The sequence below is a fragment of the Streptomyces sp. NPDC034049 genome (assembly GCF_055575575.1).
Genome location: NZ_JBVISJ010000013.1, coordinates 216,991 through 229,626, shown reverse-complemented (window position 1 = coordinate 229,626; position 12,636 = coordinate 216,991). Strand labels below are relative to the sequence as shown.

16 protein-coding genes are annotated in these 12,636 nt (G+C 72.2%); 9 read left to right on the top strand and 7 right to left on the bottom strand.

The features are described 5' to 3' along the window. Nucleotides 1-41: 41 nt before the first annotated feature. A complete protein-coding gene (locus ACZ52C_RS31865; protein WP_469077993.1) occupies nucleotides 42-476 on the top strand; it encodes an ATP-binding protein in 435 nt (144 codons plus the stop codon). Nucleotides 477-529: 53 nt separating this feature from the next. Here the strand turns inward: ACZ52C_RS31865 and ACZ52C_RS31860 are convergent, their stop codons facing one another. From ACZ52C_RS31860 to ACZ52C_RS31850, 3 genes are read right to left on the bottom strand one after another with little or no spacing between them, the layout of a single operon-like run. Then, entirely contained in the window at nucleotides 530-988 is a 459-nt protein-coding gene (locus ACZ52C_RS31860; protein WP_469077992.1) for an ATP-binding protein, read from the bottom strand. Between the two features lie 48 nt (nucleotides 989-1,036). After that, complete coding sequence (locus ACZ52C_RS31855) at nucleotides 1,037-1,339, bottom strand: DUF5133 domain-containing protein (protein ID WP_469077991.1); 303 nt, start codon at nucleotides 1,337-1,339, stop codon at nucleotides 1,037-1,039. A 22-nt stretch (nucleotides 1,340-1,361) separates the two neighbouring features. Next, nucleotides 1,362-2,201: a SigB/SigF/SigG family RNA polymerase sigma factor gene (locus ACZ52C_RS31850; RefSeq protein ID WP_469077990.1), complete on the bottom strand. Its 840-nt coding sequence runs from the start codon at nucleotides 2,199-2,201 to the stop codon at nucleotides 1,362-1,364. Nucleotides 2,202-2,582: 381 nt separating this feature from the next. Between ACZ52C_RS31850 and ACZ52C_RS31845 the strand changes: the two genes are divergently transcribed. Together ACZ52C_RS31845 and ACZ52C_RS31840 are read left to right on the top strand one after the other, a co-directional pair. After that, nucleotides 2,583-3,410, top strand: a complete 828-nt coding sequence (locus ACZ52C_RS31845) for an RNA polymerase sigma factor SigF (RefSeq protein ID WP_469078019.1) — start codon at nucleotides 2,583-2,585, stop codon at nucleotides 3,408-3,410. Between the two features lie 117 nt (nucleotides 3,411-3,527). Next, nucleotides 3,528-3,932, top strand: a complete 405-nt coding sequence (locus ACZ52C_RS31840) for an STAS domain-containing protein (protein WP_469077989.1) — start codon at nucleotides 3,528-3,530, stop codon at nucleotides 3,930-3,932. 185 nt (nucleotides 3,933-4,117) lie between these two features. On the opposite strand, the gene ACZ52C_RS31835 is transcribed toward ACZ52C_RS31840, so the two are convergent. Beyond that, on the bottom strand, nucleotides 4,118-4,591 hold the full coding sequence (locus tag ACZ52C_RS31835) for a MarR family winged helix-turn-helix transcriptional regulator (protein ID WP_469077988.1): 474 nt from the start codon (nucleotides 4,589-4,591) through the stop codon (nucleotides 4,118-4,120). A gap of 63 nt (nucleotides 4,592-4,654) precedes the next feature. Here ACZ52C_RS31835 and ACZ52C_RS31830 point away from each other — a divergent pair, with 63 nt between their 5' ends. Genes ACZ52C_RS31830 through ACZ52C_RS31805 form a run of 6 tightly spaced genes read left to right on the top strand, consistent with a single transcriptional unit; the run spans nucleotide 4,655 to nucleotide 10,484 of the window. Then, a complete protein-coding gene (locus ACZ52C_RS31830) occupies nucleotides 4,655-5,839 on the top strand; it encodes a PP2C family protein-serine/threonine phosphatase (RefSeq protein ID WP_469077987.1) in 1,185 nt (394 codons plus the stop codon). A 59-nt stretch (nucleotides 5,840-5,898) separates the two neighbouring features. Beyond that, nucleotides 5,899-6,798, top strand: coding sequence for an STAS domain-containing protein (locus tag ACZ52C_RS31825; protein WP_469077986.1), 900 nt, complete (start codon nucleotides 5,899-5,901; stop codon nucleotides 6,796-6,798). Beyond that, a complete protein-coding gene (locus ACZ52C_RS31820; RefSeq protein ID WP_469077985.1) occupies nucleotides 6,795-7,235 on the top strand; it encodes an STAS domain-containing protein in 441 nt (146 codons plus the stop codon). Before ACZ52C_RS31825 ends, ACZ52C_RS31820 begins: the two co-directional genes overlap by 4 nt. Continuing rightward, on the top strand, nucleotides 7,235-7,675 hold the full coding sequence (locus ACZ52C_RS31815; protein WP_469078018.1) for an anti-sigma regulatory factor: 441 nt from the start codon (nucleotides 7,235-7,237) through the stop codon (nucleotides 7,673-7,675). The genes ACZ52C_RS31820 and ACZ52C_RS31815 overlap by 1 nt, the downstream gene beginning before the upstream one ends. Further along, nucleotides 7,675-8,742 (top strand): SpoIIE family protein phosphatase, encoded by a 1,068-nt coding sequence (locus ACZ52C_RS31810; protein ID WP_469077984.1) that lies wholly within the window; start codon nucleotides 7,675-7,677, stop codon nucleotides 8,740-8,742. Before ACZ52C_RS31815 ends, ACZ52C_RS31810 begins: the two co-directional genes overlap by 1 nt. Further along, nucleotides 8,739-10,484: a PP2C family protein-serine/threonine phosphatase gene (locus ACZ52C_RS31805; RefSeq protein ID WP_469077983.1), complete on the top strand. Its 1,746-nt coding sequence runs from the start codon at nucleotides 8,739-8,741 to the stop codon at nucleotides 10,482-10,484. Before ACZ52C_RS31810 ends, ACZ52C_RS31805 begins: the two co-directional genes overlap by 4 nt. On the opposite strand, the gene ACZ52C_RS31800 is transcribed toward ACZ52C_RS31805, so the two are convergent. The 3 genes from ACZ52C_RS31800 to ACZ52C_RS31790 form a co-directional block, all read right to left on the bottom strand. Next, nucleotides 10,477-10,902 carry a MarR family winged helix-turn-helix transcriptional regulator gene (locus ACZ52C_RS31800; protein ID WP_469077982.1) on the bottom strand — a complete coding sequence of 142 codons (426 nt, stop codon included), beginning with the start codon at nucleotides 10,900-10,902 and terminating at the stop codon, nucleotides 10,477-10,479. The genes ACZ52C_RS31805 and ACZ52C_RS31800 overlap by 8 nt on opposite strands. A gap of 102 nt (nucleotides 10,903-11,004) precedes the next feature. Further along, a complete protein-coding gene (locus ACZ52C_RS31795) occupies nucleotides 11,005-11,814 on the bottom strand; it encodes an SAM-dependent methyltransferase (protein WP_469077981.1) in 810 nt (269 codons plus the stop codon). 34 nt (nucleotides 11,815-11,848) lie between these two features. Continuing rightward, nucleotides 11,849-12,349, bottom strand: coding sequence for a hypothetical protein (locus ACZ52C_RS31790; RefSeq protein WP_469077980.1), 501 nt, complete (start codon nucleotides 12,347-12,349; stop codon nucleotides 11,849-11,851). Nucleotides 12,350-12,636 lie beyond the last annotated feature (287 nt).

Genomic DNA, 12,636 nt, shown 5'->3' with positions numbered 1-12,636 from the left:
CCATCGCGTCCGCCTCAAGCAGCCGAGCCGGGGACGACGAGATGTCAACAGAGCCACGTAGGGACGACAAACTGCCTGCCGAGGAGATTTACGACAGCCACGCCGCCTTCGACGGAGAACTCGGCGACGTGACGGGGGCGCGTACGGCCGCGGAGGGGTTCCTGGGCGTCCTCTCGCGCACCTCGCCGCCGGCCGCTGTCGAGCACTGGGACGACATCCTGCTGGTGGTCACGGAACTGGCCGCCAACGCGGTGCAGTACGCCCCCGGGCGGTTCGAGCTGACGATGCGCCGCACCCTGGACGGGGTGCATGTGACGCTGGGGGACACGAGCACGATGTCGCCCGCGCCGCGCCCCTTCCATCCCAGCAAGGGCGGCGGCGGTATCGGCTGGTATCTGATCCAGACGCTGTGCGAAGAGGTGAGCGTGGTGGTGCACGACCACGGCAAGGACGTCCACGTCTTCCTGCCCTGGTGAGAACGCTCGGGAGAGCTCGTGCGACGGCTCTGGCCTGAGGCCCCGGTGGGGCCTCAGGCCAGGGGCACCAGCACGCTGATGGTCTTGCCGCCGGACGCGCGGCGCACGACGTCGACCTTGCTGGAGAGCCGGTTGATCAGCGGCCATCCGTAGCCGTTGCCCTCGTGGGCGCGGGGCAGCGCGCCGGGCCCGTGGAGCCCCACGGGCACGGCTGCGCTGTGGTCGCGCACGCTGAGCCGCACGCCCTCGGGGGTGAGGGCGACGTCGAATCCGGCGATGCCGCCCCCGTGCCGGACCGCGTTGGTGACCAGTTCGGAGACGACGAGAATGAGATCGATCATCGACTGATCGGTCGGGGGCCCGGCCGGGGAACGCCATCGCTCCCCCACGAACGCCCGCACATGACGGCGGGCCGCCGCGGCGGTGGTGATCGCGACCGGCGGTCCCGGCGGCCGGGCGGCGGGCCCGTCCGCGGGAGCGGTGTCGTGGTGCACGAGCGGTTGGCGTTCCATCGATGTCATGTCAGGCACAGGGTCGACGGCTCGGGACAGCTGGGGTCATCACTGTTCATGAAGCGCCGCATACCCGCTCCCGCCCGGACCATGGCCGCCGAGATCTCCCGGGAGTGTCGTCCCGTTCCCGCACAGCTCGGCGGTCGCGGTCGCCTGCGCGGCGGCGAGCTGGGCGCGGGCCGCGTCCAGGGCCCGGCGGACGTCGCGGGTGCCCGTGGACACGCACAACGTGTACGCCAGGTCCTGCGCGCGGCGAGCGCTCTGCGGGTCGCCTCGCTCGCCCTCGTGGGCGACGACCGACTCGTACTCCTCGACGAGCCGGCGCAGGGTCGCGGGGTGGGGCATCAGCATCTGTTTCGCTCCTGGGGGGTTGTCAGACGGAGGGGGTGGTGCGGCCGAGGGCCTCGTCGCGGACGCGCGCGCAGCTGCGGCTGATGAGACGGGAGACATGCATCTGGGAGATGCCGAGGCGGTCGGCGATGCGGTTCTGGGTCATGTCCTCGAAGAAGCGCATGTAGAGGATGGCCCGCTCGCGTTCGGGCAGACGGCGCAGCCCTTCCTTGACCGACTCACGGTCCACGACGGTGTCGTAGGCCGCGTCGGGGGCGCCGAGGGTGTCGGCGAGGCTGTAGCCGTCGTCACCGGAGGCCATCTCGGCGTCCAGCGAGAGCGCGCTGAAGCTGTCGAGCGCCTCCATCCCGGCGTGGACCTCTTCCTCGGTGAGGCCCGCGAGGGCGGCGATGTCGGCGACGGAGGGCTCGGCGGCGCCTCCGGAGGTCTGGCTGAGTTCGCGCCGCGCCACCCGCACCTTGTTGCGGAGGTCCTGCACCCGCCGGGGGACGCGCAGCGTCCACATCCGGTCGCGGAAGTGCCTCTTGATCTCTCCGGTGATGGTGGGCACGGCGTAGCTCTCGAACGCCCCCCGCTCGGGCTCGTAGCGGTCCACCGCCTTGACCAGGCCCATCGCGGCGACCTGGCGCAGGTCCTCCAGCGACTCGCCGCGGTTGCGGAAGCGGCCGGCGATACGGTGCGCCATGGGCAGCCAGGCCCGGACGAGTTCGTCGCGGACGTGGTCGCGTTCGGGGCCCGCGTCCATCGCCGCGAGGCGGGCGAAGTCGGTGGCGGTGTCGGGGGCGTCGTCGTGCGTCCTCCTGTCGGGGGTACCGGGACGGACGGAGGCGGCTGAGCCGTTTGCGGACACATTGACCAGCATGGGAAATCGCTCCTGAACGACGCTTTCAGGGACTTGCGGCGGGAAACGGTGGCGGGCGACCAGGGCCCTTGCGCGGAACACCGCTTCCGCCGACGGGCCTCCTGCACGGAGGCGTGGAACTCCGATTGCCCCGCGACCCGGGAGGCAAACAACCGTGCGCGCATTCCCCGTGACGGATCGCCAGTTCCGTGATCCGCGTCACCCGGGTCGGTGGCGACTTCCGGCCAGAGTGGGGAGCGACACGGTCCCTTTCCCGAATCCGGGGGACTGACTCGCCGTTCGCGGGGCAAGCGTGGGATGGCAACAAGGCTTCGGGCGAGAGGGGTGGACAGCATGGCAGCCGTGACGGCAGGTACAACGGCCACGGCACGGGGGAGGGTCATGGCGGACGGGGTGAACCTGCCCCTGATCGAGGACCCGTCGCAGGTGAGGCCCAAGGATGCGCGGGAGATGTCCCGGCAGTTCTTCGACCGGCTGGCCATGTTGGACGAGGGCACCCACACCTATCAGTACGTGCGCAACACGCTCATCGAGATGAATCTCTCGCTGGTGCGGTACGCGGCCTCGCGCTTCCGCGGGCGCGAGGACTCCCTGGAGGACATCGTCCAGGTCGGGACCATCGGGCTGATCAAGGCCATCGACCGGTTCGAGCTGTCCCGGGAGGTGGAGTTCACCACGTTCGCCGTGCCGTACATCGTCGGCGAGATCAAGCGGTTCTTCCGGGACACCAGCTGGGCGGTGCATGTGCCGCGGCGGTTGCAGGAGGCGCGGGTGGAGCTGGCCCGGGCGACGGACGAGTTGCAGTCCCGGCTGGGCCGGATGCCGACGACCCGTGAGCTGTCGGAGCTGATGTCGCTGTCCGAGGAGGAGGTCATCGAGGCGCGCAAGGCGTCCAACGGCTACAACACCTCCTCCCTCGACGCCGCGCTCACCTCCGACAGCGGCGAGGACGGCGACACCGTGCTCGGCGACCTCATCGGCGAGGAGGACCACGCGATGCAGCTCGTGGAGGACTTCCACTCGCTGGCGCCGCTGATCGCCGAACTCGACGACCGTGAGCGACGGATCCTGCATCTGCGGTTCGTGGAGGAACAGACCCAGTCGCAGATCGCCGAGCAGCTCGGGGTGTCCCAGATGCATGTGTCCCGGCTGATCAGCCGCATCATCAAGCGGCTGCGGGCGGGCCTGCTGGAACCCGGAGTGGCCTGATCGGGGCCCGTGTGCCCGCGCGATTCGCGGGTATGCGCACGGGCGCATCGCCGGGCGATGCGTCGAATCCCTGAACCGGGGCACCCGCCCCGGTCGGCCACTCCTTGGGAGGCTCTCGTGTCCGTTGCCCACAACCCCCTGTCGATCAAGGTCGATCTGCCCCGGGCCGACGCCGTGCTGCTCACGATCGAAGGGGAACTGGACATCGACACGGCGACCGAGCTGCAGCATCATCTGGCGAACCAACTGCGGCACGGCCGACGGCATTTCCTGCTGGACGTGTCGGCCGTTCCCTTCATGGACTCGTCCGGCATGAACATCATCCTGCGGACATATCAGGAGGTGCGGAAGATTCCGGGCGGTGTGTATGTGATCGCTCCGGCTCCGGCCGTACGACGGATACTCGACCTCACCGGCGTGAGCCTCACCGTGACCACGGTGGACAGCGTGGACGAGGCACTGGCCGCCGTGGACTCCGGGCAGGTCGCCCCGCTTCCGGACCAACCGCCCGCGCAGGAATAGCCGTCGCCCCCAACGCACCGACGGGCACTGCCGCTTGGCATCATCCGCCGGCATGGCGGCACACACCCATGGCCAATGGTTGTCGTTTGACAACTATGGCCGGAAGGCAACAGAGTGAAGGCGGGGGCCGAGAGTGTGGAAAGGGTTGGAATGAGGCTGTCGGACCGGAACCGGGTCGGCGGCGGTCAGGCGCTCCGCGCGTCGTTGGCGTCGCCACCGTGGAGCTGCGACGCCGCGGCGTCGCAGAACGCCTCCAGCCCTTCCACCAGCGCGGTCCGCTTCGCGGCCGGCATCTGCTCCAGCACGGACCGCAGGGCGCGTTCGCGCCGGGCACGCAGGTCCACGAGGTACGACCGCCCGCGTCGGCTCAGCCGCAGACACAGCTCGCGCCTGCTGGCCTCGCTGGCGTGGCGCTCGACGAAGCCCACGGCCTCCAGCCGGTCACAGAGCCGACTGGTGGAGGGCGGTGTGGAGCCGAGGGCGTCGGCGAGCATCCGCAGGTTGATCCCGTCGTTGTGCTCCAGGATGAACAGCACACGGAGCTGGGAGGCGGACACCGGTGCCGTCGAGGCGCGTCCCCACACGACTTCCAGCAGCTCTGCCGCCTCGGAGGTCGCACGCGCCACCTCGACCGGCCGCGGGTTGGAGGAGGAAGTCACGGGACCACTCTTCCAGGCATCTCGAACACTGTCAGCTCTGGCAAGAATGGCGTATCCGACATCGTGAACAGATTCGTGGCAGCCGAGCGAGCCCTTCGCTCCGCTGCTCCGCACCACCTGGTGGACGCTCTGAGCGACGTACTGGCCGACGACTGGTCGGCCCGTGACGTCGAGCTCTACCTGGCCGACTACTCGCTCACCGCGCTCCGGCCGGCGTCCACGCGCCCGGCCCCGCCGGACTCCCTGCCCATGCACGACGGCCCGGCCGGCCGGGCGTTCGGGGCGCAGGAGCCGTACGTGGAGAAACGCGGTGACGACCGGGTACGGCTCCATCTGCCGGTCACCGTGCGCGGTGACCGGCTGGGCGTGCTGCGGCTGACGCTGCCGTCCGCCGCGCACGCCGAGGAATGCCTCGCCGAGCTGACCGAGCTCGCCCAGGTGCTGGGACACGAGCTGATCGTCGCGGAGCGGGACACCGACGTGTACCTCCGGGCGCGCCGCTCCAGCCGGCTGACCCTGGCGGCGGAGATGCAGTGGCAGCTGCTGCCGGGCCGCTCCTCCACCCGCGCCGACTACGCGCTCGGCGGCCAACTGGAGCCCGCCTACGCCATCTTCGGCGACAACTTCGACTGGTCCGCCGACGCCGACCACCTGATGCTGTACGTCACCAACGGCATGGGCGAGGGCATCGAGGCCTCCCTGCTGACCCAGCTGGGGATCAACGCGCTGCGCAACGCCCGCCGGGCCGGCGTCCCCATCGCCGAGCAGGCCGCCCTCGCCGACCAGGCCGTGCACGCCCAGTACGGCGGGGCCCAGCACCTGTCGGTGCTGCTGCTGGATCTGGACCTGGCCACCGGACACCTGGAGATCGTCGACGCGGGCTCGCCCCGGATGCTGCTGCTGCGCGACCGGAGCGTCACCGCCGTCGACCTGGAGGCACAGCTGCCGCTGGGCATGTTCGAGGAGACCGACTACCTCGCCCAGGAGTTGCGGCTCGAACCGGGCGACCGGCTGGTCTTCGTCAGCGACGGGGTGTACTCCGTCGCCACACCCGGCGGGGAGACGTACGGGGAACGGGCACTGGCCCGGGCGATCAACGCCACCCGGCTGCTGCCCGCCGCCGACGTCCCCGGCGCGGTGCTCAGGGAGCTCTCCGGTCACCGCGGCACACCCGTGGCGGACGACGACGCGCTCGTGGTCTGTCTCGACTGGTTCGGCCGAGGGGGTGCCGACCGGTCGCACCGATGAACCAGCCCAGCAGTCGTTCCCCGGAGCGGGGAGGCGCACCAGCGAGTGAGGAGAGACCCGTGCCGGAACAGGACACGGCAGACCAGCAGTTGACACCGACGCAGGAGGTGGCGCGCTTCCTGCGCGACCGCCAGGAACAGATCGCACAGCGCTGGGCCGACGCCGCGCTGTTCCGCACCGTCTTCACCCACTCCCGCGACGAGGCGGTGGAGGCGGGCCGGGCCGTGGTGGACGCGCTCGCCGCCGTGGCCGCCGCGGAGAGCGTGGAGGACGCGGAGGCCGGCGGCTTTCACGTCGTCCGGGAGCAGCTGGCGCGGACAGCCGCCGCCCGGGCGCGGGCCGGCTCCACGGTCACCCAGATCTCCGCTGAGGTGGACGCGCTGCGGCCGCCCGTGACCGAGCTGCTGCTGGCCGAGTTCGCCGCGGCGCCCGCGGCGCATCTGCGGGAGTGCACCACGACCCTGACGGTGCTGATGGGCACCCTGCGCCTGGTGGTGCTGGAGACGGCGCTCAACGAGGGCGAGGAGCTCATCCACCGGCAGCGGCTGCAGCTGATGGAGGTCGCCACCCCGGTGATCAAACTGTGGGAGGGCATCGTCGCCGTCCCGCTCATCGGCACGCTGGACAGCGCCCGCAGCCAGGTGGTGATGGAGCGGCTCCTGGACTCCATCGTCGAGCAGCACGCCCGCTTCGCCATCCTGGACATCACCGGCGTGCCGACCGTCGACTCGCTGGTGGCGCAGCACCTGATGAAGACCGTGGCGGCGGCCCGGCTGATGGGCGCCGAGTGCATCGTCTCCGGCATCCGGCCGCCGATCGCGCAGACCATCGTCCATCTGGGCATCGACCTCAGCTCGGTGCTGACCCGCACGGGTCTGGCGGACGCCCTGGCCTACGCGCTCGGGCAGCTGGGCACGGACATCGTGTCCCGCGACGGCGCCGGTTCGGGGCACAGGTGAGCGGCGATCTCTTCGCCGCACACGGCGGCCCGTCCTCGTACGGGGCGCCCGTCCCCGTGCTCAAACTCGGCCAGGTCCTCCTGGTGTCGCTCCAGGGCGATCTGCACGACGGGGCGGCGGAGCAGCTCCAGCAGGACATCAGCGACACGGTCGCGCGCAGTGGCGCCACGGGTGTGGTGATCGACCTCTCCGGAGTGGAGATGGTCGACTCCTTCCTCGGCAGGGTGCTCGGCGACATCGCCGCCCAGACGAGCCTGCTCGCCGCCGGGACGGTCGTCGCCGGGATGCGTCCGGCCGTGGCGATCACGCTGGTGGAGCTCGGTCTGACCCTGCCGGGACTGCGCACCGCGCTCAGCACCGAGGACGCGCTGCGCCTCCTCGGCGAACCGGACCCGACCTTCCCCCGCCGCGTCCACGCCCGCCAGGAGAGTCCGTGATGCAGACCGCCGGCGGCATCTCCGCCTGCCTGCCGATCCACTCGGATCTCGATCTGGTGTGGGTACGTCAGCATGTGCGGCAGGCGGCCGCCCAGCTCGGTTTCGGTCTGGTCGACCAGACCAAACTGGTCACCGCGGCCAGCGAGCTGGCCCGCAACACCCTGGTCCACGGCGGCGGGGGCCAGATGGAGTGCGCCCCGGTGGACCGGGGCGGCGCACGAGGACTGCGGCTGACGTTCAGCGACGAGGGGCCCGGTATCGCCGACCTCGACCAGGCCCTCCTCGACGGCTACACCTCCGGCGAGGGGCTGGGGATGGGGCTGGGCGGCGCCCGGCGACTCGTCCACGAGTTCAGCATCGACAGCCGGGCGGGGTCGGGCACCACGGTGACGGTCACGTCCTGGCTGTCGGGCGCGCCGCGCCCCCGCGAGGAGCGCTGATGCCACGGGTCTGGGAGGTGCCGGTGCACGACTCCACCCGGGTGCGCGACGCCCGGGTGGCCGCCGAGGCGGCCGCGGCGCGGGCCGGGCTGGACGCGGGCCGCGCCGCGGGCTGCGCGCTGGTGGCCACCGAGCTGGCGACCAACCTGCTCAAGCACGCCGGCGGCGGGCTGATACTGCTGGACGTCGTCTCCCGCCCCGACCCGGGCCGGGCGGACGGCGCGGCCCCCATGGTGCAGATCGTGGCGATCGACCACGGACCGGGGGTGCGCGACGTCGCGGGCGCGCTGCGCGACGGTTTCTCGACGACGTCGTCGCTCGGCGCGGGCCTCGGCACCTGCCGCCGGGTCGCCGACGACTTCGACCTGCACAGCACGGTCGGCCGGGGCACCATCGCCCTGGCCCGGCTCGGCTCCCGGCGGGTGCGCCGGCCTGCTCAGGCCTCCCCCGTCCCGGGCGTGCGGGCAGGCGGTGTCAACGTCCCCTTCGCCGGCGCGGAGTTCTCCGGCGACGCCTGGGCCTGGGTGCGGGCGGGCGACCTCACCACGCTGATGCTGGCCGACGGGCTGGGCCACGGCCCGGCGGCGGCCCGGGCCTCCTCGGCGGCCGTGGAGCAGCTGTACCGGGCTCCCGAGCTGCCCCCGGCCCAGTTGCTGCGTCGGCTGGAGGGCGCACTGCGCGACACCCGGGGCGCGGCCGTCGCCGTCGCCCAACTCGACGTCGCCGCAGGTCGGTTGCTGTTCTCGGGGGTCGGCAACATCGGGGCCAGGCTACGCACCGGGGCGGACTGGCAGCCGTTGCTGTCCCGGCCGGGCATAGTCGGCGCCCACCGGGCCGCGCGTCTTCCGCAGCACGAGGTGGACTGGGGGGACGACCGTCTGCTCGTGCTGCACAGCGACGGTCTGCCCAGCCGTTGGAGCCCGGGTCCCGCCGCCCACAGCCCCTCCCTCGACCCCGCTGTGATCGCCGCCGTGATCGTGCGCGACGCGAGCAGCCCCGCCCGGCCGGTCCGCGACGACACCACCGTCGCCGTACTGAGCCCCTCCCCGCCGGACCGCCTCCCATGACCCGTACCTGGACCGTCCGTTCCGTCACCGACGCCGCCCGGGCGCGTATCGCCACCGCGCGGCTGGCCACCGCGCACGGTGTGTCGCCGACCGACCGGGCGCGGCTGGTGTCCACGCTCTCGGCTCAGCTGCGGCAGTGTCTGACCAAGGGCGGCGCGTGGCTGCTGACCGCGCGGGCCGTCACGGCGCGGCCAGGTGGCTGCCGGTTCCTGGTCGAGGTGACGTCGGCCCACGGGCGGCCGGGCGAGTACCGGCAGCCGTGGCGGCTGACGGTCGCCTGCTCGGAGGAGGCGCGGCTGCCGGACAGCGAGCATGTGGCCGGTGATCCGACGACGCTCGCGGAGGCCCTGTTCGGAGCCGACGAGGACGCGGCACTGCTGCTGGAGAAGCTCGACGAGCAGGAGGCGCTGGTCGCCTTCCACCGCGAGGAACTGCACCAGACCAACCAGGGCGTCCTCGCCCTGCACGCCGAGCTGGACGCGGCCGGGCGGGCGCAGCGCGAGCTGTTCGCCGCCGAGCAGCAGGCCCGCAAGGAGGCCGAGAACGCGCGCGGCCGGCTCACCCTGCTCGCCGACGCCAGCGCCGCCCTGACCGCGTCGCTCAACCCGGACGCGATCGTGCGGCTGCTGCCGTCCCTGCTGGTGCCCCGGTACGCCGGCAGCGCCGACGTATGGCTGTTCGACGGGGAGGGCGAGGTGGCCGGTGGCGGTCCGCGTCCGGCCGCCGCCGTCGTCGCGGCGCGCCGCGGGCGGCCCCAGTACGCCGCCGACCATCCCGGCGAGCTGCCCGGGGTCGACGACCATCCGCCCTCGGCGCTCGACCCCACCCGGCCGCTGCTGTGCGTGCCCCTGGTGACGCGGGGCGCGCCCCTGGGCGTACTGACGCTGTCGCCGCCCGACGACGAGCGCTGGGACGCCGACGACGTCTTCATGCTGATCGAGCTGGCCCGACGGGCGGGGGTGGCGCTGGAGAACGCCCGGCGTTTCGAGCACAACCGCGACATCGCCGAGACCCTGCAACGGGCCCTGCTCACCGAGCTGCCCACCACGCCGGGGCTACGGCTGGCCGCGCGCTATCTGCCGGCCACCCGGGGCCTGAACATCGGCGGCGACTGGTACGACGCCTTCCGGCAGCCCGACGGCAGCCTGATCACCGTGATCGGCGACGTCACCGGACACGGTCTGCACGCGGCGGTGATGATGAGCCAGCTACGGACCGCGCTGCGCGCGTACGCGGTCGACGGCAAGACCCCCGGCCAGCTCCTCACCCATCTCCATCTGTTCCTGCACCATCTCCAGCCCGACCTGTACGCCACGGCCGTCATCGCCCGGTTCCATCCGCACGAACCCACCCTCACCTGGGCCGCCGCCGGCCATCCGCCGCCGGTGCTGCGCTCGCCCGACGGGGGTGTGCGGATCCTGGACGCCAAGCCCGGCGCGATGCTCGGCATCCCGCTGCACCAGGAGATCGCCGACCACACCGAACCGCTGCCGCCCGGCTCGACCCTGGCGCTCTACACCGACGGGCTGGTGGAGCGACGTGCCCTGGGGATCGACCCGGGCATCGAACAGCTGGCCACGGCGCTCGGCGGACTGCCGCCCGCGACGCTGGACGGGGATCTCCAGGAGTCGGCCGACCAGTTGCTCGCCCCCTTGCTGGACGAGGAGCACGAGGACGACGTCTGTCTGCTGCTCTGCCATGTGCACAGTGCCGCGGGACGCGTCACGGCGCACCTCAACTGACGCTTCCCCCCAGGGTCCGCAACACCTGCTCCACCCGGGCCCGTTCGGCGGGTGACAGCGCCGCCAGGGCGTCGCCGAGCCGTGCCGACAGGCGTTCGGTGACGTCCGCGAGGAGCCGGTGTCCGCGTTCGGTCACCACCAGGCGGACCTCGCGCCGGTCGTCGAGCCGGACGCTCCTGCGCAGCAGGTCGGCCGCTTCGAGGCGGTCGCAGAGCCGGCTGGCGGTGGGCAGACCGACCCCGAGCCGCTCCGCCAGACCGGTCAGGTTCAGCTCGGGCACGCCGCGCGCCGCGCGGAGCGCCAGTATCTGTCTCGGGGACAGTCTCGGGACGACCTCCTCCACTGCCGAGAACCAGAGCGGCACCAGGTTCTCCACCGCGTCGAGAACCTGCCGGTCGAAGTCGGCGGGGCCGGTCATGCGGGGGGCCTACCCGAAGTGCCCCGGACTACACGACCGTTTCCGCGCCCTCCGGTGTCGCCCGGCCCGGCCGCCCGTCCCCGAGCGCGCCGACCGGTGCCGCTACGCCTTGTAGGCCACTCCCCCGTACACGTCCGTCGGCTCCGGAGCGGTGCCCGGTTCGGGGCGCCACAGCGGGCAGGAGACGATGCCCGGCTCCAGCAGTTCCAGGCCCTCGTAGTAGGCGTGGAGCTGGCGGGGGCTGCGCAGGACGTAGGGGACGGCGCCGGTGTCGTCGTAGCCGTCCTGGGCGCGCTTGAGTTCGGCGTCGGTGTCCGTGCTGTCGTAGTGGACGAAGTAGCTGCCGGACGGCAGGGCGGCCTGGAGGCGGCGGACGATCTCCTTGGCCTCCTCGTAGTCCTGGATGTGGCCGAGGATGCCCATCAGCATCAGGGCGACCGGCTTGTCGAAGTCGAGGATCTTGCCGGCGGCCTCGAGGATGGTGTCCGGATCGTGCAGGTCGGCGTCGACGTAGTCGGTGACCCCTTCGGGGGTGCTGGTGAGCAGGGCCTGCGCGTGCCGCAGGACGAGCGGGTCGTTGTCGACGTAGACGATGCGGGACTCGGGGGCCACCTTCTGGGCGACCTGATGGGTGTTGTCGTACGTCGGGAGGCCGGTGCCGATGTCGAGGAACTGGCGGATCCCGCGCTCGCGGGCCACGAAGGTGACCGTGCGGATGAGGTAGACGCGGGAGGCGCGGGCCATCGTCTCGATGTTGGGGGCGATCTCGCGGTAGGCGTCGCCCGCCTCACGGTCCACCTCGTAGTTGTCCTTGCCGCCCATCCAGTAGTTCCAGATACGGGCCGAGTGGGGCACCGTGGTGTCGATCTTCGACAGGGCTTCCTGATCGGGGGTGGGGTGGCCTTCTGCCATGGGGACTCTCCTGCCTCACATCGCGTGGTCGTCGCTAACCTATCGTCAACTGACCTGCTTCACCCCAGAGTTGGTGCGAGCGAGCAGCGGGCGCACGGATGGGGCCGCCAGGCTCGCCGACATCGAGAGTCAGCACGGGTACGTGCTGGGCGAGGGTACGGAACACCCGGGCGTAGGCGGTGGCCGCCTCGGTGACCGAGGACGTGGTCAGGTGGAGCATCGCTCCGTCGCGTTCGGCCACGGCGTCGGCGAGGTCCAGGGCCTGGATCCAGGTGATCCGGGAGCGGCCCCGGCGCAGCGGGCCGTGGACGAGTTCCGCGATGAGGTTGCCGTCGACGGCCAGGCGTCCGGGCCCGGCGAGGAGTTCACGGCAGGGCAGGGCGGGGTCCAGGTGGTGCAGGGCGGACGGCAGCCGCCGGACCGCGAACCCGAGATGGGCCAGCTCGGCGACCAGACGGGTCCGGCCGTGCCCCTCGTGTCCCTCGACGATCAGGGTGCGGTACCGGGTGAGGGCGGGGGCGGGGGACGCTGTCATCCCTTCCCTTCGGGGGTACGCGGCGGGTGTCGGCCTCCCGGGACCGACTCCCGGCCCGGAGGTGCCCCCAGTCTGGGCGGGGCCGGGAGGTGACGGGAGTGCGCGCGGGGGTTGTCCGGTTGTGCGGGCGTAGTGGTCCGGGCGGCGCCTGCCGGTCGGCCGTGAAAAGCAGGGGCGCAGCCCCGCTTTTCAGGGGCGCGGGGCTGTGTCGACATGCGGCTCCGCCGCGTGGGCGCGAGAAGCCCCCACACACCCGCACCCGCCGACGCACCCGAACTCCCGAGCCC

What these genes read in the sequence shown, in the direction of transcription:
- ACZ52C_RS31865 (WP_469077993.1), top strand. Translation starts at nt 42, where the DNA reads ATGTCAACAGAGCCACGTAGGGACGACAAACTGCCTGCCGAGGAGATT.
- ACZ52C_RS31860 (WP_469077992.1), bottom strand. Translation starts at nt 988, where the DNA reads ATGGAACGCCAACCGCTCGTGCACCACGACACCGCTCCCGCGGACGGG.
- ACZ52C_RS31855 (WP_469077991.1), bottom strand. Translation starts at nt 1,339, where the DNA reads ATGCTGATGCCCCACCCCGCGACCCTGCGCCGGCTCGTCGAGGAGTAC.
- ACZ52C_RS31850 (WP_469077990.1), bottom strand. Translation starts at nt 2,201, where the DNA reads ATGCTGGTCAATGTGTCCGCAAACGGCTCAGCCGCCTCCGTCCGTCCC.
- ACZ52C_RS31845 (WP_469078019.1), top strand. Translation starts at nt 2,583, where the DNA reads ATGGCGGACGGGGTGAACCTGCCCCTGATCGAGGACCCGTCGCAGGTG.
- ACZ52C_RS31815 (WP_469078018.1), top strand. Translation starts at nt 7,235, where the DNA reads ATGCAGACCGCCGGCGGCATCTCCGCCTGCCTGCCGATCCACTCGGAT.
- ACZ52C_RS31810 (WP_469077984.1), top strand. Translation starts at nt 7,675, where the DNA reads ATGCCACGGGTCTGGGAGGTGCCGGTGCACGACTCCACCCGGGTGCGC.
- ACZ52C_RS31805 (WP_469077983.1), top strand. Translation starts at nt 8,739, where the DNA reads ATGACCCGTACCTGGACCGTCCGTTCCGTCACCGACGCCGCCCGGGCG.
- ACZ52C_RS31800 (WP_469077982.1), bottom strand. Translation starts at nt 10,902, where the DNA reads ATGACCGGCCCCGCCGACTTCGACCGGCAGGTTCTCGACGCGGTGGAG.
- ACZ52C_RS31795 (WP_469077981.1), bottom strand. Translation starts at nt 11,814, where the DNA reads ATGGCAGAAGGCCACCCCACCCCCGATCAGGAAGCCCTGTCGAAGATC.
- ACZ52C_RS31790 (WP_469077980.1), bottom strand. Translation starts at nt 12,349, where the DNA reads ATGACAGCGTCCCCCGCCCCCGCCCTCACCCGGTACCGCACCCTGATC.